Genomic DNA, 25919 nt, shown 5'->3' with positions numbered 1-25919 from the left:
GTCAAAGGCTCTGCTTATGCGGAGCATTGCACTTTCGTCCCGCTATGCGCTGAGTGCATCTCTAGCGGCGCGGGCCGGCGAGCACCTCCGGCGCGGCCCGCAGCGCTTCGAGTGTGAGCAACAAGCTCAACACCCGCTCGCTGCTGGGTCCGGACGCCACCGGGGTGGCGGACGAAAGCGTGGTCGAGGCGATCAGCCGCTGGCTGTCCTCCGCCAGGACATCCCGCACCAGGTTGCCATTCATCGCGAGGATCGCGAGTGCAATGACCGTTCCCGCTGCGAGTCTGCCCATCTCTTTCGTCCTTGTTGCGGGCGATCCCTGTGTTCGAGATTTCCGCTGCTTGATGAGACTTCTAACGTGCCGCGAATGGCTCTGCGCTGAAGCCGCTATTCACAATCGGTTCACCAACGCATGGTGTTTGTGAGCGGTTCCATTGAGGATTGACGACGTGAACGAGAAAGTACGAGTGCTCGGCGAAGAGGTGCTCTCGAACAACTGGGGGCTGGTCAAGAAGACCACCATCGAGCTCAAGCGCCGCAACGGCGAATGGCAGCGCCAGGTCCGCGAAACCTACGATCGCGGCGATGGCGCAGGCATCCTGCTCTACAACCGCACCCAGCGCACCGTCATCCTCACCCGCCAGTTCCGCTACCCGGTCTTCGCCCACGGCGAGCCGGGTACGCGTGGCGACCCCGGCTGGCTCATCGAGGTCGTCGCCGGCAAGCTAGACGGCGACCACCCGGTCACCACGGCAAAGAAAGAAGCCGAAGAGGAATCCGGCTACCGCGTCCACGACGTCGAGTTGGTGCTGAGCGCCTACATGAGCCCCGGCTCGGTCACCGAAAAGCTCTCGCTGTTCCTCGCCGAATACGACGCCGACTCGAAAGTCTCGGCCGGCGGCGGCCTCGAACACGAAGGCGAAGACATCGAAGTGCTGGAACTCGGCATCGACCAGGCGCTGGGCATGATCGCCTCCGGCGAAATCGCCGACGCCAAGACCATCATGCTGCTGCAGCATGTCAGGCTGAAGGGGATCCTCTGAGGCGCCCCCCTCCACCCCTCCGGCGTCATTCCGGCGAAGGCGGGAACCCAGTGGGATGCTTCGACGCGCAGCGAAGTGGAGAGACCACAATGGGTCCCCTCCTACGCGGGGATGACGTCAGTACTTGGAGCTCGATCAAGCCCGCCCACAAAACGGCACCTCCCCTGGACGGGGGAGGATAGGAGCCCCGATATTAGTTGGCAACCACCCCAAACGGATCCGCATCCACATCCAGCGTCGCATACCCCTCGGGCAGCTTCACGCTGAACTCGGCGCCGCTCTCACGCGGATCGAGCAGCAGCATCGACAGCACCTGCGCCTTGGCCAGCGATGGCGCCGGCTTCAGCGCTTCGAGCTTCGGCTGGCTGGCAAACACCGCGAGCGGCAACGCCAGGGCGACAAGTCCGATAGCGGCGACGACAAACTTGATCTGCATTTCGGGGCCTCAAAACCTGGCGCATCCCTGCGCGTTTTGTCCCCTTCTAGCTCCACCCGTCCGAACCTGCCTTGAACCCACCGTTCATAATCGGTTTAGCGCGCCGCTCATGGGACGCGGCGGGCCGGGAGCAGTTGTCGCCCAGATGGACGCGCTGCGACGCATCCACCTGGGCGACCAAACCAAAGCCTAGACGTAGTCGACCAGCTTCTTGTCTGCGTCATAGGGCTGGTCGCTGACCACCTTGGTCACCGCCTGCCCGCATTTCATCTTCTTGTTCATTGCGTCGTACGCATAGCTGGCAGAACCGTGCAGCACCCAGCCTTCGCTGAGCGCCTTGGTCACCTTGTGGCAGAAGGCTGAATCGTCCTCCCCCGAGAGGAAGCGATAGATCAACATGCACTACTCCTTTGCTCGCCCTCTTTGCCCCGGGCGATTGAAATTGCCTTCAGTAACCGCTAATCGCTGCGGCATGGATCGGTTTCCAGCATTTTTGCTCGACGGCTACAAGTCGTTCATGTCCGACCGCTACGACCCTGAGCAGGGCCGTTACCGGCAATTGGCCGATCGGGGCCAATCCCCTACCACCATGATCATCGCCTGTTGCGACAGTCGCGCGGCGCCCGAGACCATCTTCAACGCCGGTCCGGGCGAGCTGTTCGTGCTCCGCAACGTCGCGAACCTGGTGCCCACCTTCCAACCCGACGGCGGCCAGCACGGCACTTCGGCGGCGATCGAATTCGCCGTCAACGCGCTCGAAATCAGCAATATCGTGGTGATGGGCCACGGCCGCTGCGGCGGCATAAAGGCCGCCCTCGCCCCCGATACCGGCCCGTTGGCCCAGGGCGATTTCATCGGCAAGTGGATGAGCATGCTGGCCCCGGTGTCGGACGCCGTGTCCAAGTACACCCTGCTGACCGACAAGGAGCGCCAGACCATGCTCGAGCGCTTCTCGATCCGCCACTCGATCAACAACCTGCGGACCTTCCCCTACGTCAAGAAGCTCGAGGAAGAAGGCAAGCTCGCCGTCCACGGCGCCTGGTTCGACATCTCCACCGGCGAACTCTGGGTCATGAACGCCGACGGCGATTTCTATCGTCCGGAGTAGTTTCCGCATCGCGGCTCGTGTGGCGTTTCCCTCCCCCTTGCGGGGAGGGGACGGGGGTGGGGGTCGGCTCGCACCGGGCAGCCAGTCGGCACCCCTCACCCGCTCCCAAACTCCCGCTCCCACCGATACAGGATATCCGGCGCCCTCTGCTCGTTGGCGGCCCCGTCGGTGAACTTCACCGCCTCAAACCCCATTCGCTCGTAGAACGCCCGCCCGCGCAGATTGTTGGCGAAGCACCACAACTGCAGGTCCTCGTTGCGCGATTGCGCATCGGCAACCAGCACCGATCCAACACCCGAACGAAGCTGCGCTGCATCGATATAGAGATGCTCGATCCAGCCCTCGAGCTCGGCCATGAACCCGACGATCGAGCCGTCCCGCTCCGCCACCGTCACCCGGAAATCTCGCAGCACTTTGTCGCGCACATAGACCCGGTCCTCCTCGACGGTATGGAGGTCCGGCAAAAACGTCAGCAACCGCCGCGACGTCGCGAACAGCGCCGCAATCTCCGGCGCATCCGCCTCCACCGCCAGCCGCAGCGTGATCATGCCGGCGCCCGCCTGAACAGCCGCGGGCCGAACACGTTGAGCAACAACCCGGCAAACACCAGCGCGCTGCCCACGATCTCAACCCCGGTGATGCCCTCGCCGAGGAACAACGCAGCGCCCGCGATCCCCGCTACCGGCACGAACAGCGCAAACGGCGCAACCTGGCTCGTGCTATAGCGGCTGAGCAGCCATGCCCATGCCCCGAAGCCGAACAGCGTCGCGATATAGGCCATGAAGGCGATCGACCCCACGCCCTTGATCGTCAGCTGCGACATCGCCAGCGGGATCGCTCCCGGCCCATCGAGCAGCAGCGAGGCGAGGAACAGCGGGATCGGCGGCACCAGCGCCGACCACACCACGAACCCCAGCATGTCGATGCGCCCCGCGGCCTTCCCCACCATATTGCCCAAGCCCCAGCAACCGGCCGCGCCAATCGTCAGCAAGAGCGGCAGCAGCGCTGCCCCTTCCAGCCGCTCCACCGCGATCACCCCGATCCCCACCAGCGCCACCGCCGCCCCGCCCAGTTGCGCGAGGCTCGGTCGCTCGCCGAAAAACGCGAACGCCAGGAAGATCGTGAAGAACACCTGCAGCTGGATCACCAGCGAGCTGAGCCCCGCCGGCATGCCGAGCTTGATCGCCAGGAACAGCAACCCGAACTGGCCCACCCCGATGGCGAAGCCATAGCCAACCAGCAACGGCCACCCGACCGCCGGGCGCTTGACGAAAAACACCGCCGGCACGGCCGCGAACACATAGCGCACCGCCGTCAGCAGCAGCGGCGGCACCTCATCGACGCCCCACCGGATGGCAATGAAACTCAGCCCCCAGACCAGAGCGACGGACAGCGCGAGGAAGATGTGGCGGGGGGGCATTGGGCAGCGAGCCTCGATCTATCGGCTTCTGCCTTCTCCCCTTGTGGGAGAAGGTGGCGCGGAGCGCCGGATGAGGGGTCCGCGCCACGCAGTGCAGCGCGATCCGAGCAAAAGCGAGGAGCGACGGGTTCACGCCAGCCTCTCCGTGATCCTCCCCCGCGTGGCGGGGGAGGGGGACCACCCGTCGGGTGGTGGAGGGGGCGGCTAAAGTCTCAGTCAGCAGCCCTTAGGCCGCCTTCTTCTCCACGAGCTTGCGCTCGATCAGCGTCTCGAGGATTTGCACCGTGTTCAGCGCCGCGCCCTTGCGCAAATTATCGCTCACCACCCAGATCGAGAGCCCGTTCTCCACCGTCACATCCTCGCGGATGCGCGAAACGAACGTGTCGTACTCACCCGCCGCTTCCACCGGCGTCGAGTAGCCACCGGCCTCGCGCTTGTCGATCACCGAGATGCCCGGCGCTTCGCGCAGGATATCGCGTGCCTCATCGGCCGAGATCGGATTGACGAACTCGAGGTTGACCGCCTCGGAGTGGCCGACGAACACCGGCACGCGCACGCAAGTGGCGGTCAGCTTGATCTTGGGGTCGAGGATCTTCTTGGTCTCGGCCACCATCTTCCACTCTTCCTTCGTGTAGCCGTCCTCCATGAACACATCGATGTGCGGGATGACATTGAAGGCGATCTGCTTGGTGAACTTGCGCGGCTCGAGCTTGTTGTTGACGAACACGCTCTTGGTCTGGTCCCACAACTCGTCGACGCCTTCCTTGCCGGCGCCGGAGACGGACTGGTAGGTCGCAACCACCACGCGCTTGATCGTCGCGAAATCGTGCAGCGGCTTCAGCGCCACCACCAGTTGCGCCGTCGAGCAGTTCGGGTTGGCGATGATGTTCTTGCGGTCGTTCCGCGCCATGTACTCGTCGAGCACATGCGCGTTGACCTCCGGCACGATCAGCGGCACGTCGCCGTGGTAGCGCCAGAAGCTCGAGTTATCGACGACGATGCAGCCGGTCGCCCCGATCTTCTCGCCATATTCCTTGGCGATGGCCGAGCCGGCGCTCATCAGCGCAAAATCCACGCCCTTGAAGTCGAAATTCTCGAGGTTCTGCACCTTCAGCCGCTTGTCGCCGAAGCTGATTTCCTGGCCCTGCGAACGCGACGAAGCGAGCGCGATCACCTCGGACGCGGGAAACTTCCGCTCGGCGAGGATGTTGAGCATTTCCCGGCCCACATTGCCTGTGGCTCCGACGACGGCGACGCGATAACCCATTTGGAAACTTCCTCTTTGCCTTCATTCCCCCGCGCTGGACCTATCGGGTCCGCGGCACATGGCATCCGGCCGCTCCCCGGCGGGAGTTGCCCGGGGATCGGCTCAGGGGGTTTTGGTGGTTTTTGTCCCCGCCATGACGAAACGGCGAAGACCCATGGCCTCCGCTTTCGTCACAGTGATGTGGTGGGTCTTGCGCATCCCGCAACCCGATCCTCTTGTCCGGCCCCGGGTTTCTACGCCGAAATCGCAAATAGTCAATCACCTATAGGACATCGCCTATCACCTGAAGGAGCCACAGCGGATCCTCCCCGCGCGGCGGGGAAGGGGGCCGCCGGAGGCGGTGGAGGGGGCGGCCAGGCTCTCAGGCATCCGCCTACCCTATGCGTGCCGCAGAACTCCGTGTATTTCCCACCCCATGCAAACCTACGACACCATCATCCTCGGCGCCGGCGCCGCCGGACTCATGGCCGGCATCGAAGCCGGCAAGCGCGGCCGCAAGGTTCTGGTGGTCGACCACGCCAAGAGCCCTGGCGAGAAGATCCGCATCTCCGGCGGCGGCCGCTGCAACTTCACCAACATCAACGCCACGGTGAAAGCCGGCCGCGACCGGTTCCTCTCGAACAACCCGCGCTACGCCTTCTCGGCCCTCTCCCGCTACACGCCGGAACACTTCATCGCGCTGGTCGACCAGTACGCCATCCCGTTCCACGAGAAGACCCTGGGACAGCTGTTCTGCGATGGCTCCAGCCAGCAGATCATCAACTTGCTCGTCAGCGAACTGAAGAAGGCCCAGGGCACCCTGCTGCTCGACACCGAGATCGAAAGCGTCACCCACGCCGACGGCACCTTCACCGTGATGACCGCCGAGGAAACGCTGATCGGCAAATCGCTGGTCGTCGCCACCGGCGGCAAGTCGATCCCCAAGATGGGCGCCACCGGCCTTGCCTACCAGCTCGCCACCCAGTTCGGCCTCAAGGTCACCGAAACCCGCCCTGCCCTCGTCCCATTGACCTTCGAGCCCCGCATCCTCGAGCGCCTCGCTCCCCTTAGCGGCATCGCCGTCGATCCCACCCGCATCTCGGTGAGAAAGAAGAGCTTCGACGAAGCCATGCTCTTCACCCATCGTGGCCTTTCCGGCCCGGCGATCCTGCAAATCTCCAGCTACTGGCGCGAAGGCGATGCCATCGTCATCGACCTGTTCCCCAACGGCGGCCTTGACGAAATCCTCCGCGAAGCTCGCAGCAACAGCCCCAAACTGCAGCTGCAGACCGTGCTGTCGCAGCACCTCGCCAAGCGCCTCGCCCAGATGCTCGCCGAAGAGATCGGCATCACCACCATGATGGGCGACATGAGCGACAAATCGTTCGCAAAGATCGAGGACTCGCTCCGCCGCTGGACCATCAAGCCCACCGGCTCCGAAGGCTACCGCACCGCCGAAGTCACCCTCGGCGGCATCGACACCGACGGCCTCGACTCGACGACGATGCAGGCCCGCACCGTCCCCAACCTCTACTTCATCGGCGAAGCCGTCGACGTCACCGGCTGGCTCGGCGGCTACAACTTCCAGTGGGCCTGGGCCAGCGGCTGGGCCGCCGGACAAGTGGCCTGAGCCGCCGCGCCCCCTTTCAGGCCACCCGAACCCAAGCCCCCTTCGCTCCCGTCGCGTAGTCGCGGAATCCCACTGCCGGCCGCCCAGTGACCCGCTCCACCACATCGGTCAGCCGCGCCCCATGTCCGTCGCGGATCGAGATCTGGTTGCGCACCACCACTGCCCCCTCGTCCTCTGACACCCCCGCCCCGACGAGAACGCTCATCAACTCCTCCGGCGCGATCTCGCGATAACCGATCGGCCGCCCCGCCACCTCCCCGATGATCGCCGCCGCCTCGGCAAAGCTCAGCGCCTCCGGTCCGGTGATCGCGTAGGTTTCGCCCACGTGCCCGTCCTCGCTCAGCGCCGCCGCCGCCACCGCCGCGATGTCACCAGCATCGACGAACCCCACCTTGCCGTCCCCGGTCGCCGTCGCGACCATGTCCATGTGGACGATCCCGGGCCTGAGGAAATCCTCCGAGAAGTTCTGGTTGAATCCGCCGGGCCGCAGCATTGTCCACTCCAGTCCCGAGTCCCTGACCAGCCGCTCGACCTTTAGCCGCCCCGACTCCACCGGCTCGCCCGGAAACTCCACCCCCATCGACGACACCGCCACCACGCGCCGCACCCCCGCCGCCTTGGCCTCGGCCAGCAGGGCGTCAACCATCGCGCTCGGATCTTCGACGCCGTTCGGCGTCACCAGATACAGCGCCTCCATCCCGGCAAGCGCCGGGGCATATGTCTGCGGCCGTTGCCAGTCGAACTCCACTTGGCCCTCGCCCGGCGTGCGGCTCGCCGCCCTTACCCCGGCCCCGCGCGCCTTGAGTTCGGGCACTAGCCGCCGCCCGCTCTTTCCCGTCGCCCCCAAAACCAGCACCGATCCAGCCATTCTCTGCTCCTGTTGTTGTCAGCAGTCGGGAGATAGGATCGATTGACGCTCCAATGAATGCATGAAACGCTCCACTTTATGTTCGAACGTCTCGACTCCCGCTTTGATGTCCTCACCGAAGTGCTCGAAGCGGTACACCTGGGCAGCGCCCTCTCCTCGCGGCTCGAGCTCGGTGGGCCCTGGGGACTCCATTTCGGCAAGGCGCTCGGCCAGCTCGCCGGCTTCCACGTGGTTACCGCAGGCCACTGCTACGCCCGGCTCGACGATGGCTCGGCGACCGTGGCGCTCGCCACCGGTGACATGGTGATCTTCCCGCACGGTGCCGGCCATGTGCTGAGCGACACCGCGGATGGACACGGCGTCGAGTTCCACGATCGCGTCAGGCCTCTTGCCCCAGGCGAGCGCACCGCGCTCCCCACCGGCGGCTCGGGCGCACCAAGCGTAGTGCTCTGCGGCTCCTATTCCTTTTCCGCCGACGGTATGAACCCGCTGCTGCGCGGCCTGCCGCAGCTGCTGCACGTCCGTCCTGAGCCGCAAAGCCCGCTCGCCGCGGCCATCGGCCTGCTTGCCGCCGAGGCCGAGGCCGCCGGCTCCGGTTCGGCTCTGCTGATCGATAGGCTGGTCGACCTGCTCTTCGTCTACGGCCTCCGCGACTGGATCGCGACACAGGCCACCCACAGCGCCCATAGCTGGTTCGGCGCCTTGCAGGATCCCGTCGTCGGCCCTGCCGTCTGGGCGGTACACGACGATCCGGCGCACCCATGGACAGTCGACAGTCTTGCCCAGCGTTCCGGCCTCTCGCGCGCCGCCTTCGCCCGCCGCTTCAATACCGCCGTCGGCGAACCGCCACTCAGCTATGTCACCCGCTGGCGCATGAGCCTTGCCGCCGACCTGCTGTCGCGCGGCGAGCGCATCGGTCTCGTCGCCCATCGCGTCGGCTATGACAACGAGTTCGCCTTCGCCAAGGCGTTCAAACGCGTGCGCGGAGTTGCGCCCGGCCAGCACCGCCGCCGGCAGGCGGGCTGACGCCGCTGGGGCCAGGGCTGCGAATGTAAGGACGAGTAGGTGGGCCGTCGGGTAGGTGGCTTAACGCGCACGAGGCGGGGTCAGCACCGATACCGGCAAGCCTCAGAACTTCCAGCCGACGCGCACGCCGATATTGCTGAGGCCCCGGTTGAAGTCGCACAACCCGGCATTGGAAATGTGGTCGGCGGTGATCATCACGCTCAGGTCGGGGGTAACGTCGTAGCCGACCGAGACACTTTCATGGAACAGCACGGGGCAGCCGAGGTTACGAGCCGGGGCCACCGCGCCGCTCGATGCTCCATTGTGCACCGCGCCGCCAAACGTGCCCTCGATGAACAGCGGCGTATCGAAAAGATGCGACGTAAAGCTCAGGCCGCCATAGACCATGCTCTCGAGGCCAGCGAAATTCACCGTGGCGCCGACATGCGGCCGAAGCTCTCCCCACGAATTGAAGCTGCCCAGGTCGAACGGCGTGAACAGCAACTCGACATTGGCATCCTGGATCTGCGAGTCGATCCACGGCAACCAGGCATTGTCGCCCTTATCGAAGCCGTGGAAATACAGTCCGCCCCGGACCTCGTCGACCCCAAAGCCAGTATCCTGGGCCATGGCCGTGCCGACGCACCCAAGCGTCAGCAATATGGTCAGTCCCTGCACTAGCCGACGCATCGCAACCGCCCCCGTTTGACGATGCCCGCAAGACGCCACGGGCGCCGTGCCAAGTCAATCGTGCTGGTCAAGAATCCGCGTGTGCCGGCCCGGTTCTTGGCCCCGCGTCTTCTTTCCACATCGGGGTTGTGGCCGCCCTGCAACTGCAAAGTCGCACTACCCGCCGCAGGCACGACTTGTCACTCATAGATGTCGGCGACCCGCTCACTCGCTTTCCGGTTGCCGACCGGGTCCACCACCGTGCACTCGAGCCCGCCCCAATCCGGCCGCTCCAGCCCCGGTCGGTTGTTCTTGTACTTCTTGGCGATCAGCTCGGCCTGTAGCGCCGCGACGCCGGTGCAATCGATCCGCACCTGGCCCCCCGGCGAGCCATCCCCGTGATGTTCCGAGATGTGCAGCACGATCCCGTCGCGGCTCACCTGCATGTAGAGCGGCATTCCCGGCTCGAAGCGGTGCTCCCAGTCGACCGTGAAGCCGAGCCAGTCCACGTAGAACTCCCGAGCCTTCGCCTCGTCGAACGAGCGCAGGATCGGCACCGTCCGGATATAGTTCAACCCCATGGCGTCCCTCGATATTCTCTCATCCGCCAACAGCGGCCCTTATTCCACATACCCGAGGAACCGGCCCACCAGCACCACCGTCACCCACAGCCCGATCGACGCCCCCGCCGCCACTCGCGCCACCATGGGCGCTGGTTCACCCGTCGCCCGCCGCCGGTCGATCGCCGAAAATACCAGGAAATTCAGGCCCGCCACCCCGATCAGCCCCAGCTTCACGAGAAACAGCGGCATCACCGCATATTCCCTCGCCCGCACCGCGAACATCGTCACGCCGGTCGCCACCGCGAATGCGAACGCCCCCAGCGCCACCCGGCGCAGCAGCCGCACGAACGGCGCCTCGGGCACGCTCCGCACCACGCCGATGACCCTGAGATCCATCAACGCCACCGAGGTCACCAGCGCCCCCACCGCCAGCACATGCACGGCGTTGACGATCGGATAGGCGAAGAACGAACTCTTCAGCACCCGCACCCAGGCGAGTTGCTCGATCGCCTCCAGCCACGCCTCCATCCGGCTAGTTCGCCGGCACGCGCGACGGATAGATGTCGTAGGCCTTGCCGCCCACCGTGATCCGCACCGCCTTCATCCGCTTCTCGTTCGGGTCGAGCGACCGGTTGCCGAGCGCCACCACCTCGTCGCCGGGGTTCGCGGTCTCCTCGGTGAACCCGGCCGCCATGGTCGGACCCGGCGGCGCCAGTTCCACCCGCCACACCACGCCGTCCACGTCGACATCCATCGTCGCATGCGGGTTGCCGACATACACCGACTTGATGATGCCCGTGAGCTCGAAGAACGCCTCCTCGGTCCACGCCCAGCCATGATGCGCGAAGGCCGGCATCGCCGGCAGAACGCAAGCCAGCATCACCCCGGCCAGCAGTCCACGAACAGAAAGTCCTCCAATACTCATCTCAGGCCTCCTTCCCGTCGATCCACTCAACCCTAGGCCGGGACGCCCGAGCGTCAACCCGCTCACCGAGCCCCGACCATCACTTTGGCCTGATCCTCTCCAATTCCGCGTTCAGCCTTCGTCTATCTCCCGTTCATCTCCGATCATCCACCGAAGGTCGATAGTGCAGCGGCACTGTCTCAGTGGACGGGCGCATCGCACCCCGCTACGACTCCCCGGCTATTTCGAGGAGGGAACGATGGCAGAAAAGAAAGTTCGCTGGGGCATCCTGTCCACCGCCAATATCGGCCTCAAGAAGGTCACGCCGGCGATCATGAAGTCGCCCTCGAGCGAAGTCGTCGCCGTCGCCTCGCGCGACCAGTCCAAGGCCGAAGAGTACATCGCCGAGCTTGGCCTCACCGGCAAGGCAGTGGCCCATGGCAGCTACGAAGCCCTGTTCGCCGATCCCAATGTCGACGCCATCTACAATCCGCTCCCCAACCACCTGCACGTCCCCATGACGCTCGCCGCCGCGAGGGCCGGCAAGCACGTGCTCTGCGAAAAGCCCATTGCGCTCAACGCCGGCGAAGCCGAGCAGCTGCGCCAGCTGCCGCCCGGCATCATCTTCTACGAAGCCTTTATGGTCCGCTGGCACCCGCAATGGGCCCGCGCCCGCGAGATCGCCCGCTCCGGCGAGCTTGGTGAACTACGCGCCGTGCGCGGGGTCTTCACCTATTACCTCACCGACCCCACGAACGTCCGCAACCAGGCCGATATCGGCGGCGGCGGCATCTACGATATCGGCTGCTACCCGATCACCGGCTCGCGCTACCTGTTTGAAGCCGAGCCGCAGCGCGTCGTCTCGCTGGTCGATCGCGATCCGGTCATGAAGACCGACCGCCTCGCCTCGGTGATCATGGATTTCGGCGCTGGCAGGCAGGCAAGCTTCGTCTGCTCCACCCAGACCGTGAACCACCAGTCCCTCGAACTGCTCGGCACCAAGGGCCGCGTCGAGCTGGTCATCCCGTTCAACGCCCCCGCCGACACCGCCACCGCGCTGCTCGTCGACCCGGGCTACGCGCCCGATGGCCACCTCAGCCGCCGCGAGATCATCGCCCCCTGCGACCAGTACACCGAACAGGCCGAAGCCTTCGCCCAGGCCGTCCTCGGCAACAAGCCGCTCCCCTGGGGTGTCGACGACGCCATCAAATCGATGAAGGTCATCGACGCGGTCTTCAAAAGCGAAAAAACCGGCGCCTGGGCCCAAGTCTAAACTCGGTCTCTCCATGATCCTCCCCCGCATGGCGGGGAAGGGGGACCACCCGCCGGGTGGTGGAGGGGGCGGCCGCCAGCACCGCTCTCTCAGCCATCTCCCCTCTTGCGGGGGAGAAGGCGATTTCTTGGGCTTAGCCCTTCGCTAAGTCCTAGAAATCGCAAGAGGGAGGCCGTTTCCCGCTCCGGCTGTCGCTGCCGACGTCTCCCTCCCCTTAAGGTCAGGCGGCGCCGGCCTAAGTGTGCCCCCCTACCCCCGCACCTCCGGCCCCACCAACCGCTCCACCAGCAACCGTATCCCCGGCCCGATATCCCCGGCCGTCCGCGCCTTCCGCTTGATCCCATAAGCCGCATCGAGCACCAGCCGGGCCAGCGCCTCAGGCTCCTTCGCCCCCGCCTTCCCAAGCTCCTCGGCCACCATCGCGTCGATCACATCCTCGGTCGCCCGCACCTCAGGCCGCACCTTCTCGTGCTCGTCATAGAGCTCTTCCGCGTGCGGTGAATCCCCCAGCAGCCGCCCGATCGCCTCGTACTTGGCTGAAAGCGCCGCACTAAGCCGCGCCACCAGGTCACCGTCTCCCCGCAGTGCCCGCACGAACCCCTCGTGCAGCTCCACCATCAGCTCGGAGACAATCGTCTCGAACACTACGTTCTTATCCCCGTAGTATTTGTAGAGCGTAGGTTTCGCGACCCGCGCCTCGGCCGCAATCGCCTCCATCGAGGTCGCGCGCAAACCCTGGCGCAGGATGAGCCGCCGCGCCGCCGAAAGGATCTGCTCCTGCTTGTCGATTTCCGCCACGTCGATTTTCCTTCGCATACCACTTGAACGAATTGAACGATATTCGTACATATCGTTCAATTCAACGGAGAGATACCATGTCAGACCGCGTCCTGCTCACCGGCATTTCCGGCTTCCTCGGCGGCCACGTCGCCCTGCAACTCCTCCAGCAAGGTTACACCGTCCGCGGCTCGGTGCGCAGCCTCGACAAGGCCGAAAAGGTGAGGAAAACCCTCGCCGCCCACGGCGCCGATACCTCCCGCCTCGAGTTCGTCGCCCTCGACCTGCTCTCCGACAAGGGCTGGGCCGAGGCCATGTCCGGTGTCCGCTACCTGCAGCATGTCGCCTCCCCCTTCGTCCTCGAAATGCCCAAGGACAAGAACGACCTGATCCGCCCGGCCGTCGAGGGCACCCGCCGCGCCGTAACCGCCGCGCTCGCCGCGGGCGTCGAGCGCATCGTCGTCACCTCCTCGATCGCCGCCATCGCCTACGGCCACGATGACTACAGCCGAACCTTCACCACCGCTGACTGGACCAATACCGACAGCCCCAAGGTCAGCGCCTATCCCGAATCGAAGCTCCGCGCCGAACGCGAGGCGTGGCGCATCGCCGAGCAGTTCAAGGCCCGCGACCGCCTCGCCACCATCAACCCCGGCGCCATCCTCGGCCCGCTGCTCGACGAGGATGTCGGCACCTCCGGCGCGCTGGTGCTTCGCCTGCTCAACGGCTCGATGCCCGCCGCGCCCAAGATGAGCTTCTCCATCGTCGACGTCCGCGACGTCGCCGCCGCCCAGGTCGCCGCCATGACCGCACCGGACGCCGGCGGCAAGCGTCACATCCTGTCCGACCGCGAGATGACCCTGTTCGAGCTCGCCAGCGCGCTCCGCGCCGCCCTGCCCCAGGCCTCTTCCCGCGCCCCGCGCTTCGAGCTGCCCAACTGGGTGGTCCGCCTGATGGGCCTGTTCGACCCGCAGATCGGCTCCAACACCGCCGAACTCGGCCATATCCGCCGCGTCGACGGCAACAGCGGCCGCCTGCTGCTCGCCCGCCCGACCATCCCCGGCCCCGACGCCGCCGTGGCCACCGCGCAAAGCCTCATCGCCCAGCGTCTCCTCGCCTGAAAAAAGGACTGGTCCAACGGCGCGAGATTGGCTAATAAGCGCGCCATCGAAGCGGGGCTGTAGCTCAGTTGGGAGAGCGCATCGTTCGCAATGATGAGGCCAGCGGTTCGATTCCGCTCAGCTCCACCACTTCGATTTTCACTATCTAGCTCAATGCACTCCGTTGGCTAACCTGCAGAAGCGCGCTTCACGGTGGCACGCCATTTTCTGCGGATGACCGAATAGAATCCGCGCCATAGCCTCCCGCAGAGCGGTGTCCACGCAGGCCGTGAGGCGGCGCGACGACGCTTCGCTGCTGCTACGCCGGCTATTGGGCCGGCGGCGAGGAGAAGGTGGCGAGGTAGGCGATGACGTTGGCAACATCGTCTGGGTCGCGCAACCCCGTGAAGGACATGTTCGAGCCATTGACCACGCTGCGTGGCTTGGTGATGAACTTGGTAAGCGTCTCGATATCCCAGACCACCCCGCCTTGCCCCGCCTCAACCATGCCGTCCGAGTACTTGAAACCCTCGACGGAGGCAGCGGGGCGCCCGATCAGGTTGTTGAGCGGAGGGCCGTTCTTGGCGCCTTCACCCACCGCGTGGCAGGTGGCGCATCTGAACTGGAACATCTCCTCGCCCAGAGCCACATCGCCCTGCGCCAACGCGCCTCCGGCATTCATCATGAGGGCGGCAATCGCAACCGCGGTCCGAACCATCTCACGACCTCCCTGACTGGCCTCGCGACCGAAATCAGCTCCCGGATCGTCGGGTCATCACCGAGCAGTATAGAGCAACCCGGCGCCGTCACCTAGACCGCGTCGCCCGCAGCAGTCGACCGTGACGCTTTGATTTCTAGCTGCGCCTGGGCACCTCAGCCGTCACGAGCCATCGGTCCTTCCCCAGCCTGCGCCGGCGCTCGAACCCCGCCCGCTCAAACATCCCCAACGTACCGTTGTGGAGAAACGACGACGACACCGAGCGGCCTTCGGCGTCCTCCGGAAAACTCTCCACCGTGCCGCCGCCGAGATGGCCGATCTCGGTCAGCGCGCCGGCCAGCGCCGCCGCTGCGACACCGCGCTTGCGATAGGCCTTGTCGACGAAAAGGCAGGTGATGCGCCAGTCCGGCAGTGTCTGCGGCTCCGCCTCATAGGCCCGGCGCGCCTTGATCCTCGGCAGTTCCGCCGGCGAGCCGAACTGGCACCAGCCGACGCAGGTATCGCCGTCGAACACCAGCGCGGCGTGGGCATTGCCGCTCTCCACCCGCGCCTCCTTGTCGGCCCGGTGTTGTGCGGCGCCCTCATGCCCCGCGCCCTCGGCGTGGAACGCCATGCACCAGCAGCCGCCCCAGACGCCGTTGTGGCGCTCTACCAGGGCGGCAAAATCCGGCCAGGTGCCGGGGTCGAGCGGTCTTGTCGAGAAGCTGGCCATCGCTCTCTCGCCGAGGCTGTAGAGCGGGCATCAGGCAGCAAACCGCGGCCCGATGCAACCCGAACGACTTGACGGCAAGGTTCGGGCGACCAGGTGTCTCTCGCCCTGACCAGCGGCAGCCCTCACTTCCGCCGCCTCCGCCTCCTGCTACTGATCGAGGCTCGCGAACATCGCTTTCGTCCCGGCGCACCCCCAGGTGCGTGTTGGCGACGAGGCTGGCCGCCCGGAGGACATAGCGCTCGCTCGACGCCGGCAGGGTCACGATCCAGATTTCGTTGTTGAGGCTTTGCACGCAGACAACCGCCCGATCTCCACCTCGAAAGCCGGCACCCTCGCGACAAGGTCGTGCAAATCGTCGTTCATTTTCAATGAGCTCCACTCCGCAGGCAAGGCTTGCAGTGATCGTGCGGTCCGGCCCAGCGGGCACAGCGCGGCAGATATCCTGAGCGCTCCCGGCTGCACTGGAATCTGAGAGTATCCACCAGATTCCAGTCAGCTCGCTGCATCCGGTTGACAACCCTGCCATCGTCACGCTCATATGTGGGATCGATCTCATGTCGAGTACCCGATGGCGACGATTACCGACGTCTCGAAGAAGGCCGGCGTTTCCCGATCCACCGTTTCACGGCTGATCGCAGGCAACGGCTATGTCTCCGAGGAAGCCCGGAAGGCCGTCGAAGCCGCCATCCTCGAGCTCGGCTATCGCCCCAACACCATGGCGCGGGGCCTCCGCTCCAATCGCTCCAATATCATCGGCGGCGTCGTCGTCAACGTCTCGAGCCCGTTCTACGCCCAGATGATCGGCGGCATGCAGGAAACGGCGCGCCACGCGGGCAAGAGCATCATCGTCGCCTCCGGCTATGCCGACCGCGATGAGGAGGCCCGCGCCATCATCGAGCTGGTCGATCGCGCCTGCGACGGGCTGATCCTCTACCTCGAAAACGCCCTGCGCGACGATGCGCTAGAGATCCTCACCCGCTCCAGGATCCCGGTGGTCAGCGTCGGCGGCAACGACTGCCCGCCGGCCCTCGCCCGCGTCGGCATCGACAATTTCACCGGCGGTCTCGACGGCATGCGCCTGCTGCTCGCCGAGGGCCACCGCCACATCATCTATCTCTCCGGCGGCCCGATCTACCACGATACCCACGAGCGGCTGCGCGGCATCGATGCGGCGCTCGCCGAGTTCGGCCTTACCCGCGACGACATCTTCATCGAGCACGGCAGCTTCTCCGAGACCTTCGGCCACGAGGCCACGGCCCGGCTGATCGCCGAACGGCCCGAGACCACCGCCATCTTTGCCGGCGACGACGACGTCGCGGCGGGGTCGCTGCTGGCCTTGAAGCGAGCCAACAAGCGCGTCCCCGAGGACATTTCGCTGCTCGGCTTCGACGACAATTTCCATGCCCGCCACCTGACCCCGGCGCTGACCACCGTGCGCCAGCCGGTCGATGAGGCCGGCCGTGTCGCCACCCGTCTGCTGCTCTCCATCCTCGATGGCGAGCCGCCGGCCGATCCGGTCATCACCATTCCCACCGAGCTGATCATGCGCCAGAGCGTCGGTCCGGTGCCAAGCCTTTCGCCGACGTCCCGCGTTGCGGCGCCGGCGCTGACGACCAACTGACCAGAGCGAGATCAGGAAAAGTTCTGAGACTTTTTCGGTTCGATCTCGCGACAAACCTAGGACTGCGCCTCAGGAGCCTATTTCGACTGCACACTGGCCTATCGATTATGGGATCGATCTCACAGGGAGAGACTAGCCATGCACCGACTGCGTTTACTGACCCTTCTCGCCGCCACCGCCCTTGCCGGCACGGCCCTCGCCACCGCGGCACAGGCAGAGGTGATCATCCGCATCGCCCCGGTCCACACCGACGCGCATGTCGAGAACTACAACCCCTACAACCTCACCGGCCCGCACGCCTACGTCCAGGATTTCGCCTATGAGCCGCTGTGGATCGACAATGTCTGGCACCCGGACAACGACTTCCCGGCTCTCGCCACCTCATATGAACTCGGCGACGACCTGAAGAGCGTGACCTACCACCTGCGCGAAGGCGTGAAGTGGTCCGACGGCGAGCCGTTCACCGCCGCCGACGTGGTCTTCACCTTCAACTACGCCAAGGCGCATCTCGATTTCCCCGTCGGCTACGACATCTACAATGCCGAAAAGGACACCGGCTCGATCGTCGATGTCGTGGCGGTCGACGATCACACCGTGCGCTTCGAGCTGAAAGCCGCCGACTCGCTGGCCCGTCTCAATATCGGCCCGGTCTTCCCGCTGCCCGAGCATATCTGGAAGGACGTCGCCGATCCGGTGAACTACGCCAACCCCAAGGTGGTGGCGACGGGCCCGTTCACCGAGGTGCGCGACTTCTCGCGCAACGCCTTCAAGCTCTGCAAGAACCCGCTTTACCGCGATGCGGCCGACGTGAAGATCGATTGCATCGAATACCCGCAGCTGTCGGACAATCTCCAAGTCATAGCCGCCATCACCAATGGCGATCTCGACTGGGCCACCGACGGCATCACCGATCCCGATATCACCTATGCGTCGAAGAGCCCGGACAACCACTACTGGCTGCCGCCCGATGCCGGCACCAACCTGCAGCTCAACACCACCAAGGCGCCGTTCAACAACCTCGAGTTCCGCAAAGCCATGTCGATGGCCATCGACCGCGGCACCCTGGTCGATATCGCCACCTTCGGCCTCACCACGCCCGCCGAATATCCCATCGGCGAAGGCATGTTCTACAAGGACTGGATCGATACCGCGGCGCTCGCGCCTTACCAGTACCTGATGAAGTACGATCCCGATGCGGCAAAGAAAGTCCTCGACGACGCCGGCTTCGTCGACAAGGACGGCGACGGCTGGCGCGACAATCCCGACGGCACGCCGATCGCCTTCAAGATGGCCGTGCCGGCCGGCTGGGACGACTGGGTGAATACGCTGCAGACCGTCTCGGAGAACCTCCAGGACATCGGCATCAACGGTGAGATGGAGACCCCCGAGGAAGGCGCCTGGTTCGACAACATCCCGACCGGCAATTTCGATGTCTACATCATGTGGACGAACCTCAGCTCGACACCCTGGTTCACCTATCACTCGATGTTCAACCCGCGCACCATGGTCCCTGGGCAACTCAACGAGCAGTCCATGCACCAGATGAAGATCCCGGGCATCGAAGCCGACCTCGCTGCCATCAGCGCCACGGCCGACGTCGCCATACAGAAGGAAAAAGTCACCTCTGTGATGAAGCAGGTAGCCGAGAACCTGCCGGTGATCACCCTGTTCTCCAACCCCGCCTGGTACGAGTACTCGACCCGCAACTTCACCGGCTGGCCGGACGCCGACAACGCCTGGGCCCGTCCCAACAACCCCTCCGGCATCCACGAACGCGTCAAGGTTCTGCTGAGCCTGACACCGGTGGCGAAGTAAGCTGATCCTCGGGGACGGGTTCGCCCGTCCCCATCACGCTCGGGGTACGCGATGGCCTTCCTCCTCCGCAGACTGGGGTTCTACTTCGGGGCGTTCTTCGTCGCGATCACCCTCAACTTCCTGATCCCGCGGCTGATGCCGGGCGATCCGGCGACCCGCATCCTGCTGTCACTGCGCGGCAAGCTGCGCCCCGATCAGATCGACGCCATCCGCAAGACCTATGGCTTCGAGGGTTCGATGTGGGACCAGTACCTGCAATATCTCTGGCGCCTCGCGCACTTCGATTTCGGCATCTCGACCGTCAACTTCCCCGAGCCGACGGCGAGCCTCCTCTTCTACGCCGCCGGCTGGACCCTGCTCCTCGTCGGCACCGCCACCGCGCTCTCCTTCGGCATCGGCATCACGATGGGCATCTGGTCGGCCTGGCGCCGCGGCGGCTTCTTCGACACCTTCTTCACCCCCATCAACGTGATGCTCAACGCCTTCACCCCGGCCGTCGTCGCGCTGCTGCTCTGGTACGCCTTCACTATGCAATGGGCGATCTTCCCGCTCGGCCGCGCCCACGAGATGAACCTCACCCCGGGCTTCAATCTTGAGACCTTCGTCAGCGTCGCCTGGCACGCCGTGCTGCCCGTCGCCTCGATCGTCATCGTCAGCTTCGGCGCCTGGCACCTGGGCATGCGCAACACGATGATCAACCTCCTCAACGAGGACTTCGTCATTCTAGCCAAGGCCAAGGGCCTGTCCGACCGCCGCATCCGCAACCGCTACGTGGCGCGCAACGCCATCCTGCCGCAGATCACCTCGCTGGCGCTGTCGATCGGCTACGTGCTGGGTGGCGCCTTCATCACCGAGGTGGTGTTCAACTATCCAGGGCTCGGCAAGTTCACCCTCAACGCCATCCAGACGCGCGACTATTCCTTCATCCAGGCCCAGCTGATCCTGCTCACCATGAGCGTCCTCATCGCCAACCTCGCCTCCGACGTCCTCAACGTCATCCTCGACCCCCGCCTGCGCTCGATCGGGAGAGCCTGATGACCGACATCCTCCCCGCCCTCACCGCCGCCGCGCCGCGTGCCGAGCTCACCGCCCCCACGCAGCGCGAGCTGATGGCCGAGCTCGGCGTCCGCCCCCGCTCGCGCCTTCTCGCGAAACTCCCCGGCTGGGCCCAGCTCTTCCTCACCAACAAGAAGGGCCTGTTCGGGCTGGTCATCCTTGCGATCTTCGTGATCCTCGCCGTGCTGGCGCCACTGATCACGCCCTATGACCCCTATCGCCGCGCCGGTAAGCCGCACGTCCAGCCCGGCGTCGAGCACTTCCTCGGCACTTCGCGCCAGGGCAAGGACAACTTCAGCCAGTTGCTCGAAGGCAGCCGCGCCAGCCTCACGGTCGGCTTCATCGCCGGCTTCTCGGCCACCCTGATCGGCCTCGCCGTCGGCATCTCTGCCGGCTATTTCGGCGGCAAGACCGACGAGGTCCTCACCTTCTTCGTCAACGTCTCGCTCGTCCTCCCCGCATTGCCGCTGATCATCGTCCTCGCCAGCTTCATCGAGGAGGCGTCGCCGACCGTTATCGGCCTCGTCCTTGCCTTGACCGGCTGGGGCTGGAGTGCGCGCACCATCCGCACCCAGACCCTCGCGCTCAAAAGCCGCGAGTTCGTCTTGGCGGCAGAGCTGATGGGGGAGAAGAAATGGCGGATCATCGTCCGCGAGATCCTGCCCAACATGAGCTCGTTCGTGGTCGGCGGATTCGTCCTCGCCACCATCTACGGCATCCTCGCCGAGGCAGCACTCGAGTTCATCGGGCTCGGCAGTCCCAACTCCGTCACCTGGGGCACCATGCTCTATTGGGCCATGCGCGCGCAGGCCCTGCAGACCGGCGCCTGGTACGAAATCTGGCCGCCCGCCATCGCCATCATGCTGACCGGTGCGGCCCTCGTCATGGTCAACTTCGCCGTCGACGAGATCACCAATCCACAACTCGCCGCCACCCGCCGCATCGGCCCCATCCGCCGGTTCCTCAAGCGCCGCAACCGGAGTGCCGATTTTGTCTGACTCACCCCTGCTCGAGGTCCGCAACCTCACCGTTGATTATGTCGGCGCCAATACCGTGTCGCGCGCCGTCAACGGCATCGACTTCGACATCCGCCCCGGCGAGGCCTTCGGGCTCGCCGGCGAAAGCGGCTGCGGCAAGTCCACCGTCGCCTTCGCGCTGGCCCGCCTCACCCGGCTCCCCGGGCTCGTCAGCGGCGGCGCCGTCCGCTTCATGGGCGAGGACGTGCTGAACTTCACCGCGGAGCGCCTCCGCCGCTACCGCTGGAGCGAGGTCAGTTTCGTCTTCCAGTCTGCAATGAACGCCCTCAACCCGGTGATCAAGGTTTCCGAGCAGATCGAGGACGCCATCCTCGCCCATCGCCCGCGCGCCAGACACGCCGAAACCCACGCCCGCGCCGCCGAACTGTTCGAGCTGGTCGGCATCAGCCCGCGTCGCCTCGACGATTACCCGCACCAGTTTTCGGGCGGCATGCGCCAGCGCATCTGCATCGCCATGGCGCTGGCGCTCGAACCGAAGCTCATCATCATGGACGAGCCCACCACCGCGCTCGATGTGGTGGTGCAGCGCGACATCATCGAGCAGATCTGCGAGCTCAAGGCCCGTTTCGGCTTCTCGGTCCTGTTCATCACCCACGATCTCGGGCTGATGATCGAGTTCTGCGACCGCATCGGCGTGATGTACGCCGGCGAGCTGGTGGAAGTGGCCCCCGCCAGTTCCATTCTCACCGCCCCGCAGCATCCCTACACCCGCGCCCTCGGCCGCTCCTTCCCGCCGCTCACCGGCCCGCGCGTCCGCCTCGACGGAATCGCCGGATCGCCGCCCAGCCTCAGCGCCTTGCCGGAAGGCTGCCGCTTCTCGCTGCGCTGCGGCGAAGCCATCCCGCTCTGCACCCGCCTCGCCCCCGAACTCCGCCCCACGCCCGCCACCGGAGGAGAAGCTGCATGTCATCTGCTGTCATGACCGCCGATCCCATCCTCGAAATGCGCGACGTCGACATGAGCTTTACGCTCGGCGGCCTCGTCGGCAAGCGCACCACGCTGCGGGCGCTCTCAGGCATCTCGCTGAAGCTCACCCCCGGCCGCGCTCTGGCGCTGGTCGGCGAATCCGGCTCCGGCAAATCCACCTGCGCCCGCATGCTGGCCCGTGTCTATGAGCCCGCCGCCGGTCAGATCGCCTTCCACGGCGCCGACGTCGGCAAGCTCACCGGCAAGGCGCTGACCGACTACCGCGCCGAAGTGCAGATGATCTTCCAGGATCCGTTCGGCTCGCTGAACCCTACCCAGTCGGTGGCCTACATCCTCGAGCGCCCGCTGCGCATCCACCGCCCTGGCCTCACGAAAAAGGAAGTCCGCGAGCAAAGCGAAGCCCTCCTCACCCAGGTTGGCCTCGTCCCCGCCGCTGAGTTCCTGAAGCGCCGCCCGCATGAGCTCTCCGGCGGCCAGCGCCAGCGCGTCGCCATCGCCCGCGCTCTCTCGGTCGAGCCCACGGTACTCCTCGCCGACGAGCCCACCTCGATGCTTGACGTCTCGGTCCGCTTGGGGATCCTCAACCTGCTCGAGGACCTGAAGCGCGAGAAGAACCTCGCCGCTCTCTACATCACCCACGACATCGCCACGGCCCGCTACTTCGCCGAGGAAACCGCGGTGATGTATGCCGGCCACCTCGTCGAGCAGGGCCCGAGCGAAGCGATCACCGACAACCCGCGCCACCCCTACACCCAGCTCCTGATCGCCGCGGTGCCCAACCCCAAGAACAAGATCACCGGCGCCGCCGTCCGCCGCGCCGCCGATATCCCGCTCTGGACCGCCGAAAGCCGCGGCTGCCCGTTCGCCCCGCGCTGCCCGCGCGCCACCGACATCTGCCGCGAAGTCATGCCCGGCCCCACCACCGTCGGCGACAGCCACATGGCCCGCTGCCACCACCTCTGACCGGATTACCCCAAAATGAACCAGCTCCTGGCGATCAACGCCCAGTATCCTGCGCTCTTTTCGAGCCGCGCCATCGCCACCAACCAGGTCGGCTACGAGGCCGCGGGGCCGAAATTCGCCGTCCTCGCCCTTGGCGCAGGTCCCGAGTTCACCGCGCTCCACCTGCGCGATGCCGCAACCGGCGATGTCGTCTTCGAGACCACGCCCGGCCACGCTGCCGGCGTCGACAGCTGGAAGGCCCAGCGCTGGCAGACAGCCGAGTTCACCGCGTTCACCGGCATCGGTCAGTTCATCCTCGAAGCCTTCGACGCGACCGGGGCCCGCCTCGTCTCCGAGCCCTTCGAGATCGCCGAAACCCTTTACGCTGAGCGCTTCCCTCCAGCGCTGCTGCGCTATTTCCAGAGCCAGCGCGCCGCCGAGCTCTATGACAGCGCCGACCGCGCCATCGCCTTCATCGGCAACAAGCGCAATTCGCGCGCCGACGTGCACGGCGGCTGGTACGATGCCTCGGGCGATGTGTCGAAATACCTGAGCCACCTCAGCTACGCCAACTTCATGAACCCGCAGCAGACCCCGCTGGTGATCTGGGCCCTGAGCAAGGCCGCCGTCTGCCCGCACATCGATGCGAACCTCCACGCCGCCTTCCGGACCGAAGCCCTATGGGGCGCCGATTTCCTCGTCCGCATGTGCGATCCCGCCGGCATGTTCTACATGACTGTCTTCGACCGCTGGTCGGGCGACACGGCGCAGCGCGAGATCTGCTCCTACTCCACCCAGAAGGGTCTGAAGCACGACACCTGGGAATCCGGCTACCGCCAAGGCGGCGGCATGGCCATCGCCGCTCTCGCCCGCGCCTCCCGGCTCAAGCAGGACGGCGAGTTCACCGCCGCGCAGTACCTCGCCACAGCCGAACGCGCCTTCGCCCATCTCGAAGAGCACAACCTTGAGTACCTCGACAACGGCGAAGAGAACATCATCGACGACTACTGCGCGTTGCTCGCCGCTACCGAACTCAGCCGCTCGACCGGCAAGCCTGAATACCTGGTGAAAGCTGGCGAGCGCGTCGCAAGCCTGCTCGATCGTCTCGCCGGTGGCTACGGCTATGACGGCTGGTGGCGCGCCGACAACGGCACCCGCCCGTTCTTCCACGCCTCCGACGAAGGCCTGCCGATCGCGGCTTTGGTCGACTACCTCGCCATCGCCCCCGAGGCCGACAAAGCGCGCATCTCCGCCGCCCTCGGCAAAGTGGTGAAGCACCTCGCCGCCATCACCGCCGAAGTCACGAACCCCTTCGCCTATCCGCGCCAGCTGGTGAAGCGCACCGACGGCGATATCGGCACCCAGTTCTTCTACCCGCACGGCAATGACAGCGGCTACTGGTGGCAGGGCGAGAACGCCCGCCTCGGCAGCCTCGCCTACGCGCTCCGCCGCGCCATGCCCCACATCGACCCCGAAACCGCCGAGCTCGCCCGCATCCAGTCGCAGCGTGCCATCGACTGGATCCTCGGCCTCAACCCCTATCACTCGTGCATGCTGCAGGGCTTCGGCCGCAACTGGGCCATCTACGGACCCGCCAAATTCCCCAACGCCGACGGCGGCATCTGTAACGGCATCACCTCGTCGCTCACGGACGAAACCGACATCGGCTTCTGCGAGACCGAGGACCCGTTCCAGTCCTGGCGCTGGAGCGAACAATGGCTCCCCCACGCGGCCTGGTTCCTGCTGGCGATGACGGAGTATTGAGCTTTCGGGCGGCCGGCCGGCTGAGCTACTGCGCCGGCACCGCCGTGCGCGCCGCTCTCGGTCGCTTGTGCAACACGCGCAGCAGCGGCTTTTCGACCCGCTCGTGCACGATCACCCCGGCCACAAGCGCCAGCCCGATCGCCACCGCCACCATGCCGAAGTAACTCCCCAGCCCCTCCGGCAGCACGCGCGTCCCCACTGCGACTACGACGCCGACCACGAACATATGCACCAGGTAGGTCGCATAGGAGGCATCCCCCAGCTTCTCCAGCCAGGGGCTCCGCGGCAGCGCAGCCTCGCGAGCCAGCCCCATCACCAGCAGCGCCACTGCCAGCCCAACCAGCGATACGAACGCCAGCGCCGTTTCATAGGGTGTCCGGTCGAGGCCAAACGCCACGATCGCGCCAACTGCCGCGAGCCCAACCAGCCCTGGCATCGCCAGTGCCGGCAGCCGCGCAAATACGCCCCTGATATATCCCAGGCCCACCCACGCGCCGGCCACGAACGCCAGCACCGCATGGTGCATGTAGAAACCGAGCAGCGGATCGGTCGGCTTCAGCACCTCACCCGCCACATAGAGCGCCGCAAACCCCGCGGTCAGCGCCACGACCCGCCCGCCAGCAGCCAGCCCTGCCAGCAGCGCGAACGCCAGGTAGAAGAACACCTCATAGTTCAGCGTCCAGCCCAGGCTCAGCAGCGGGCTCGTTCCGCCTCGACCAGGCGCCTCGTGCGGGATGAACAACATCGACTGCGCATAATGCGGCACGGTGAACACCGTGCTCTTGAACAACGCCGGCAGCGCCAGCGCCAGCAGCGCGGCGAGCGTCGTGAATATCCAGTACAGCGGCACGATACGGATGGCCCGGCGCTTCAGGAACTCCAGCGCCGAGAATGGCCCCGATCCCGAAATCGCCACCATGATGAAGCCGCTGATCACGAAGAACAGATAGACCCCGAACTCGCCCAGCCGCGCCTGCAGGTAGATCGGGTCCGCCAACGGATGCTCCGAGGCATGCGCGACCACCACCAGCAGCGCCGCCAGGCCGCGCAGGTACTGCACCGAGTAGAGCTTTCCAGCCATCCGGGTAACCTTTCGTTCACCCTCTGCAATAGCACTCCAGCCGCAGCACCCAATCCTCCGTCGCGCGCTACGGTTAAGACGGGGGACAGCACCTCTGCAGCGAGGAGCGATGCCACCTCCCATTGCCGGAACCGAAAACCTCCGCCAGTGTTCCTTCCTCCATTGAACCGCCGCATCCACCGCCTATCTCCTTGAGATCGCAGC

General features: G+C 65.6%; 28 protein-coding genes and 1 tRNA gene. 14 read left to right on the top strand and 15 right to left on the bottom strand.

The features are described 5' to 3' along the window. Window positions 1-61: 61 nt before the first annotated feature. Complete coding sequence (locus tag AC1DV8_RS01385) at window positions 62-292, bottom strand: hypothetical protein (protein WP_477156191.1); 231 nt, start codon at window positions 290-292, stop codon at window positions 62-64. Window positions 293-449: 157 nt separating this feature from the next. Between AC1DV8_RS01385 and AC1DV8_RS01380 the strand changes: the two genes are divergently transcribed. Beyond that, the gene (locus AC1DV8_RS01380) at window positions 450-1043 is read left to right on the top strand and encodes an NUDIX domain-containing protein (RefSeq protein WP_477156190.1); all 594 of its coding nucleotides are present in this window, start codon (window positions 450-452) and stop codon (window positions 1041-1043) included. 193 nt (window positions 1044-1236) lie between these two features. Here AC1DV8_RS01380 and AC1DV8_RS01375 read toward each other — a convergent pair whose 3' ends face one another. After that, window positions 1237-1479, bottom strand: a complete 243-nt coding sequence (locus AC1DV8_RS01375; RefSeq protein WP_477156189.1) for a hypothetical protein — start codon at window positions 1477-1479, stop codon at window positions 1237-1239. 189 nt (window positions 1480-1668) lie between these two features. Next, the gene (locus AC1DV8_RS01370; protein WP_477148232.1) at window positions 1669-1878 is read right to left on the bottom strand and encodes a DUF1737 domain-containing protein; all 210 of its coding nucleotides are present in this window, start codon (window positions 1876-1878) and stop codon (window positions 1669-1671) included. 73 nt (window positions 1879-1951) lie between these two features. Between AC1DV8_RS01370 and AC1DV8_RS01365 the strand changes: the two genes are divergently transcribed. Further along, a complete protein-coding gene (locus tag AC1DV8_RS01365; RefSeq protein ID WP_477148503.1) occupies window positions 1952-2587 on the top strand; it encodes a carbonic anhydrase in 636 nt (211 codons plus the stop codon). Window positions 2588-2682: 95 nt separating this feature from the next. On the opposite strand, the gene AC1DV8_RS01360 is transcribed toward AC1DV8_RS01365, so the two are convergent. The 3 genes from AC1DV8_RS01360 to AC1DV8_RS01350 form a co-directional block, all read right to left on the bottom strand. Further along, window positions 2683-3135, bottom strand: a complete 453-nt coding sequence (locus AC1DV8_RS01360; RefSeq protein ID WP_477148233.1) for an N-acetyltransferase family protein — start codon at window positions 3133-3135, stop codon at window positions 2683-2685. Further along, entirely contained in the window at window positions 3132-4007 is an 876-nt protein-coding gene (locus AC1DV8_RS01355; protein ID WP_477156188.1) for an EamA family transporter, read from the bottom strand. Before AC1DV8_RS01355 ends, AC1DV8_RS01360 begins: the two co-directional genes overlap by 4 nt. Before the next feature lie 226 nt (window positions 4008-4233). Further along, complete coding sequence (locus AC1DV8_RS01350; protein WP_477156187.1) at window positions 4234-5274, bottom strand: aspartate-semialdehyde dehydrogenase; 1041 nt, start codon at window positions 5272-5274, stop codon at window positions 4234-4236. A gap of 415 nt (window positions 5275-5689) precedes the next feature. Here AC1DV8_RS01350 and AC1DV8_RS01345 point away from each other — a divergent pair, with 415 nt between their 5' ends. Further along, complete coding sequence (locus AC1DV8_RS01345) at window positions 5690-6883, top strand: BaiN/RdsA family NAD(P)/FAD-dependent oxidoreductase (RefSeq protein ID WP_477156186.1); 1194 nt, start codon at window positions 5690-5692, stop codon at window positions 6881-6883. Window positions 6884-6899: 16 nt separating this feature from the next. On the opposite strand, the gene AC1DV8_RS01340 is transcribed toward AC1DV8_RS01345, so the two are convergent. Continuing rightward, complete coding sequence (locus AC1DV8_RS01340; protein WP_477148237.1) at window positions 6900-7751, bottom strand: NAD(P)H-binding protein; 852 nt, start codon at window positions 7749-7751, stop codon at window positions 6900-6902. A 78-nt stretch (window positions 7752-7829) separates the two neighbouring features. On the opposite strand from AC1DV8_RS01340, the gene AC1DV8_RS01335 reads away from it, so the two are divergent. Continuing rightward, window positions 7830-8777, top strand: coding sequence for an AraC family transcriptional regulator (locus AC1DV8_RS01335; protein ID WP_477156185.1), 948 nt, complete (start codon window positions 7830-7832; stop codon window positions 8775-8777). 102 nt (window positions 8778-8879) lie between these two features. Here AC1DV8_RS01335 and AC1DV8_RS01330 read toward each other — a convergent pair whose 3' ends face one another. From AC1DV8_RS01330 to AC1DV8_RS01315, 4 genes are all read right to left on the bottom strand, one after another. Then, a complete protein-coding gene (locus tag AC1DV8_RS01330; RefSeq protein WP_477148239.1) occupies window positions 8880-9446 on the bottom strand; it encodes an acyloxyacyl hydrolase in 567 nt (188 codons plus the stop codon). 179 nt (window positions 9447-9625) lie between these two features. Then, window positions 9626-10006 (bottom strand): glyoxalase superfamily protein, encoded by a 381-nt coding sequence (locus AC1DV8_RS01325; protein WP_477148240.1) that lies wholly within the window; start codon window positions 10004-10006, stop codon window positions 9626-9628. 39 nt (window positions 10007-10045) lie between these two features. Beyond that, the gene (locus AC1DV8_RS01320) at window positions 10046-10516 is read right to left on the bottom strand and encodes a DUF6644 family protein (protein ID WP_477148241.1); all 471 of its coding nucleotides are present in this window, start codon (window positions 10514-10516) and stop codon (window positions 10046-10048) included. Window positions 10517-10520: 4 nt separating this feature from the next. Then, window positions 10521-10913: a DUF6152 family protein gene (locus AC1DV8_RS01315; RefSeq protein WP_477148242.1), complete on the bottom strand. Its 393-nt coding sequence runs from the start codon at window positions 10911-10913 to the stop codon at window positions 10521-10523. Between the two features lie 238 nt (window positions 10914-11151). Between AC1DV8_RS01315 and AC1DV8_RS01310 the strand changes: the two genes are divergently transcribed. Further along, entirely contained in the window at window positions 11152-12165 is a 1014-nt protein-coding gene (locus tag AC1DV8_RS01310; RefSeq protein WP_477148243.1) for a Gfo/Idh/MocA family protein, read from the top strand. A 249-nt stretch (window positions 12166-12414) separates the two neighbouring features. On the opposite strand, the gene AC1DV8_RS01305 is transcribed toward AC1DV8_RS01310, so the two are convergent. Continuing rightward, window positions 12415-12963, bottom strand: a complete 549-nt coding sequence (locus AC1DV8_RS01305) for a TetR/AcrR family transcriptional regulator (protein ID WP_477148244.1) — start codon at window positions 12961-12963, stop codon at window positions 12415-12417. Window positions 12964-13040: 77 nt separating this feature from the next. On the opposite strand from AC1DV8_RS01305, the gene AC1DV8_RS01300 reads away from it, so the two are divergent. After that, the gene (locus AC1DV8_RS01300) at window positions 13041-14063 is read left to right on the top strand and encodes an NAD-dependent epimerase/dehydratase family protein (protein WP_477148245.1); all 1023 of its coding nucleotides are present in this window, start codon (window positions 13041-13043) and stop codon (window positions 14061-14063) included. 53 nt (window positions 14064-14116) lie between these two features. After that, window positions 14117-14192 (top strand) — tRNA-Ala (locus tag AC1DV8_RS01295). Between the two features lie 178 nt (window positions 14193-14370). Here AC1DV8_RS01295 and AC1DV8_RS01290 read toward each other — a convergent pair. Continuing rightward, window positions 14371-14760, bottom strand: a complete 390-nt coding sequence (locus AC1DV8_RS01290; RefSeq protein ID WP_477148246.1) for a c-type cytochrome — start codon at window positions 14758-14760, stop codon at window positions 14371-14373. Window positions 14761-14896: 136 nt separating this feature from the next. Beyond that, on the bottom strand, window positions 14897-15472 hold the full coding sequence (locus AC1DV8_RS01285; RefSeq protein WP_477156184.1) for a GNAT family N-acetyltransferase: 576 nt from the start codon (window positions 15470-15472) through the stop codon (window positions 14897-14899). Window positions 15473-16040: 568 nt separating this feature from the next. On the opposite strand from AC1DV8_RS01285, the gene AC1DV8_RS01280 reads away from it, so the two are divergent. The 7 genes from AC1DV8_RS01280 to AC1DV8_RS01250 all read left to right on the top strand — a co-directional run bounded on the left by AC1DV8_RS01280 (window position 16041) and on the right by AC1DV8_RS01250 (window position 24634). Next, window positions 16041-17093, top strand: a complete 1053-nt coding sequence (locus AC1DV8_RS01280; protein WP_477156183.1) for a LacI family DNA-binding transcriptional regulator — start codon at window positions 16041-16043, stop codon at window positions 17091-17093. A 138-nt stretch (window positions 17094-17231) separates the two neighbouring features. After that, window positions 17232-18908, top strand: coding sequence for an ABC transporter substrate-binding protein (locus tag AC1DV8_RS01275; RefSeq protein WP_477156182.1), 1677 nt, complete (start codon window positions 17232-17234; stop codon window positions 18906-18908). A gap of 51 nt (window positions 18909-18959) precedes the next feature. Further along, window positions 18960-19943, top strand: coding sequence for an ABC transporter permease (locus tag AC1DV8_RS01270; protein ID WP_477148250.1), 984 nt, complete (start codon window positions 18960-18962; stop codon window positions 19941-19943). Beyond that, complete coding sequence (locus tag AC1DV8_RS01265; RefSeq protein WP_477156181.1) at window positions 19943-20962, top strand: ABC transporter permease; 1020 nt, start codon at window positions 19943-19945, stop codon at window positions 20960-20962. Before AC1DV8_RS01270 ends, AC1DV8_RS01265 begins: the two co-directional genes overlap by 1 nt. Next, window positions 20955-21923 carry an ABC transporter ATP-binding protein gene (locus tag AC1DV8_RS01260; protein ID WP_477156180.1) on the top strand — a complete coding sequence of 323 codons (969 nt, stop codon included), beginning with the start codon at window positions 20955-20957 and terminating at the stop codon, window positions 21921-21923. Before AC1DV8_RS01265 ends, AC1DV8_RS01260 begins: the two co-directional genes overlap by 8 nt. Continuing rightward, on the top strand, window positions 21905-22891 hold the full coding sequence (locus AC1DV8_RS01255; protein ID WP_477156179.1) for an ABC transporter ATP-binding protein: 987 nt from the start codon (window positions 21905-21907) through the stop codon (window positions 22889-22891). Before AC1DV8_RS01260 ends, AC1DV8_RS01255 begins: the two co-directional genes overlap by 19 nt. A gap of 15 nt (window positions 22892-22906) precedes the next feature. Beyond that, window positions 22907-24634 carry a glycoside hydrolase family 9 protein gene (locus AC1DV8_RS01250; protein WP_477156178.1) on the top strand — a complete coding sequence of 576 codons (1728 nt, stop codon included), beginning with the start codon at window positions 22907-22909 and terminating at the stop codon, window positions 24632-24634. 25 nt (window positions 24635-24659) lie between these two features. Here the strand turns inward: AC1DV8_RS01250 and AC1DV8_RS01245 are convergent, their stop codons facing one another. Then, a complete protein-coding gene (locus AC1DV8_RS01245) occupies window positions 24660-25715 on the bottom strand; it encodes an acyltransferase family protein (RefSeq protein WP_477156177.1) in 1056 nt (351 codons plus the stop codon). Window positions 25716-25919 lie beyond the last annotated feature (204 nt).

The sequence above is a fragment of the Devosia sp. P3_B2 genome (assembly GCF_056402875.1).
The sequence above is the reverse complement of the archived record's forward strand: the minus strand, read 5'-3'. Positions and strand labels throughout refer to the sequence as shown.

Bases quoted from the DNA above. Each gene is read 5' to 3' on its own strand.
- AC1DV8_RS01385 (WP_477156191.1), bottom strand. From the start codon at position 292: ATGGGCAGACTCGCAGCGGGAACGGTCATTGCACTCGCGATCCTCGCG.
- AC1DV8_RS01375 (WP_477156189.1), bottom strand. From the start codon at position 1,479: ATGCAGATCAAGTTTGTCGTCGCCGCTATCGGACTTGTCGCCCTGGCG.
- AC1DV8_RS01370 (WP_477148232.1), bottom strand. From the start codon at position 1,878: ATGTTGATCTATCGCTTCCTCTCGGGGGAGGACGATTCAGCCTTCTGC.
- AC1DV8_RS01365 (WP_477148503.1), top strand. From the start codon at position 1,952: ATGGATCGGTTTCCAGCATTTTTGCTCGACGGCTACAAGTCGTTCATG.
- AC1DV8_RS01360 (WP_477148233.1), bottom strand. From the start codon at position 3,135: ATGATCACGCTGCGGCTGGCGGTGGAGGCGGATGCGCCGGAGATTGCG.
- AC1DV8_RS01355 (WP_477156188.1), bottom strand. From the start codon at position 4,007: ATGCCCCCCCGCCACATCTTCCTCGCGCTGTCCGTCGCTCTGGTCTGG.
- AC1DV8_RS01350 (WP_477156187.1), bottom strand. From the start codon at position 5,274: ATGGGTTATCGCGTCGCCGTCGTCGGAGCCACAGGCAATGTGGGCCGG.
- AC1DV8_RS01345 (WP_477156186.1), top strand. From the start codon at position 5,690: ATGCAAACCTACGACACCATCATCCTCGGCGCCGGCGCCGCCGGACTC.
- AC1DV8_RS01340 (WP_477148237.1), bottom strand. From the start codon at position 7,751: ATGGCTGGATCGGTGCTGGTTTTGGGGGCGACGGGAAAGAGCGGGCGG.
- AC1DV8_RS01335 (WP_477156185.1), top strand. From the start codon at position 7,830: ATGTTCGAACGTCTCGACTCCCGCTTTGATGTCCTCACCGAAGTGCTC.
- AC1DV8_RS01330 (WP_477148239.1), bottom strand. From the start codon at position 9,446: ATGCGTCGGCTAGTGCAGGGACTGACCATATTGCTGACGCTTGGGTGC.
- AC1DV8_RS01325 (WP_477148240.1), bottom strand. From the start codon at position 10,006: ATGGGGTTGAACTATATCCGGACGGTGCCGATCCTGCGCTCGTTCGAC.
- AC1DV8_RS01320 (WP_477148241.1), bottom strand. From the start codon at position 10,516: ATGGAGGCGTGGCTGGAGGCGATCGAGCAACTCGCCTGGGTGCGGGTG.
- AC1DV8_RS01315 (WP_477148242.1), bottom strand. From the start codon at position 10,913: ATGAGTATTGGAGGACTTTCTGTTCGTGGACTGCTGGCCGGGGTGATG.
- AC1DV8_RS01310 (WP_477148243.1), top strand. From the start codon at position 11,152: ATGGCAGAAAAGAAAGTTCGCTGGGGCATCCTGTCCACCGCCAATATC.
- AC1DV8_RS01300 (WP_477148245.1), top strand. From the start codon at position 13,041: ATGTCAGACCGCGTCCTGCTCACCGGCATTTCCGGCTTCCTCGGCGGC.
- AC1DV8_RS01290 (WP_477148246.1), bottom strand. From the start codon at position 14,760: ATGGTTCGGACCGCGGTTGCGATTGCCGCCCTCATGATGAATGCCGGA.
- AC1DV8_RS01285 (WP_477156184.1), bottom strand. From the start codon at position 15,472: ATGGCCAGCTTCTCGACAAGACCGCTCGACCCCGGCACCTGGCCGGAT.
- AC1DV8_RS01280 (WP_477156183.1), top strand. From the start codon at position 16,041: ATGGCGACGATTACCGACGTCTCGAAGAAGGCCGGCGTTTCCCGATCC.
- AC1DV8_RS01275 (WP_477156182.1), top strand. From the start codon at position 17,232: ATGCACCGACTGCGTTTACTGACCCTTCTCGCCGCCACCGCCCTTGCC.
- AC1DV8_RS01270 (WP_477148250.1), top strand. From the start codon at position 18,960: ATGGCCTTCCTCCTCCGCAGACTGGGGTTCTACTTCGGGGCGTTCTTC.
- AC1DV8_RS01265 (WP_477156181.1), top strand. From the start codon at position 19,943: ATGACCGACATCCTCCCCGCCCTCACCGCCGCCGCGCCGCGTGCCGAG.
- AC1DV8_RS01255 (WP_477156179.1), top strand. From the start codon at position 21,905: ATGTCATCTGCTGTCATGACCGCCGATCCCATCCTCGAAATGCGCGAC.
- AC1DV8_RS01250 (WP_477156178.1), top strand. From the start codon at position 22,907: ATGAACCAGCTCCTGGCGATCAACGCCCAGTATCCTGCGCTCTTTTCG.
- AC1DV8_RS01245 (WP_477156177.1), bottom strand. From the start codon at position 25,715: ATGGCTGGAAAGCTCTACTCGGTGCAGTACCTGCGCGGCCTGGCGGCG.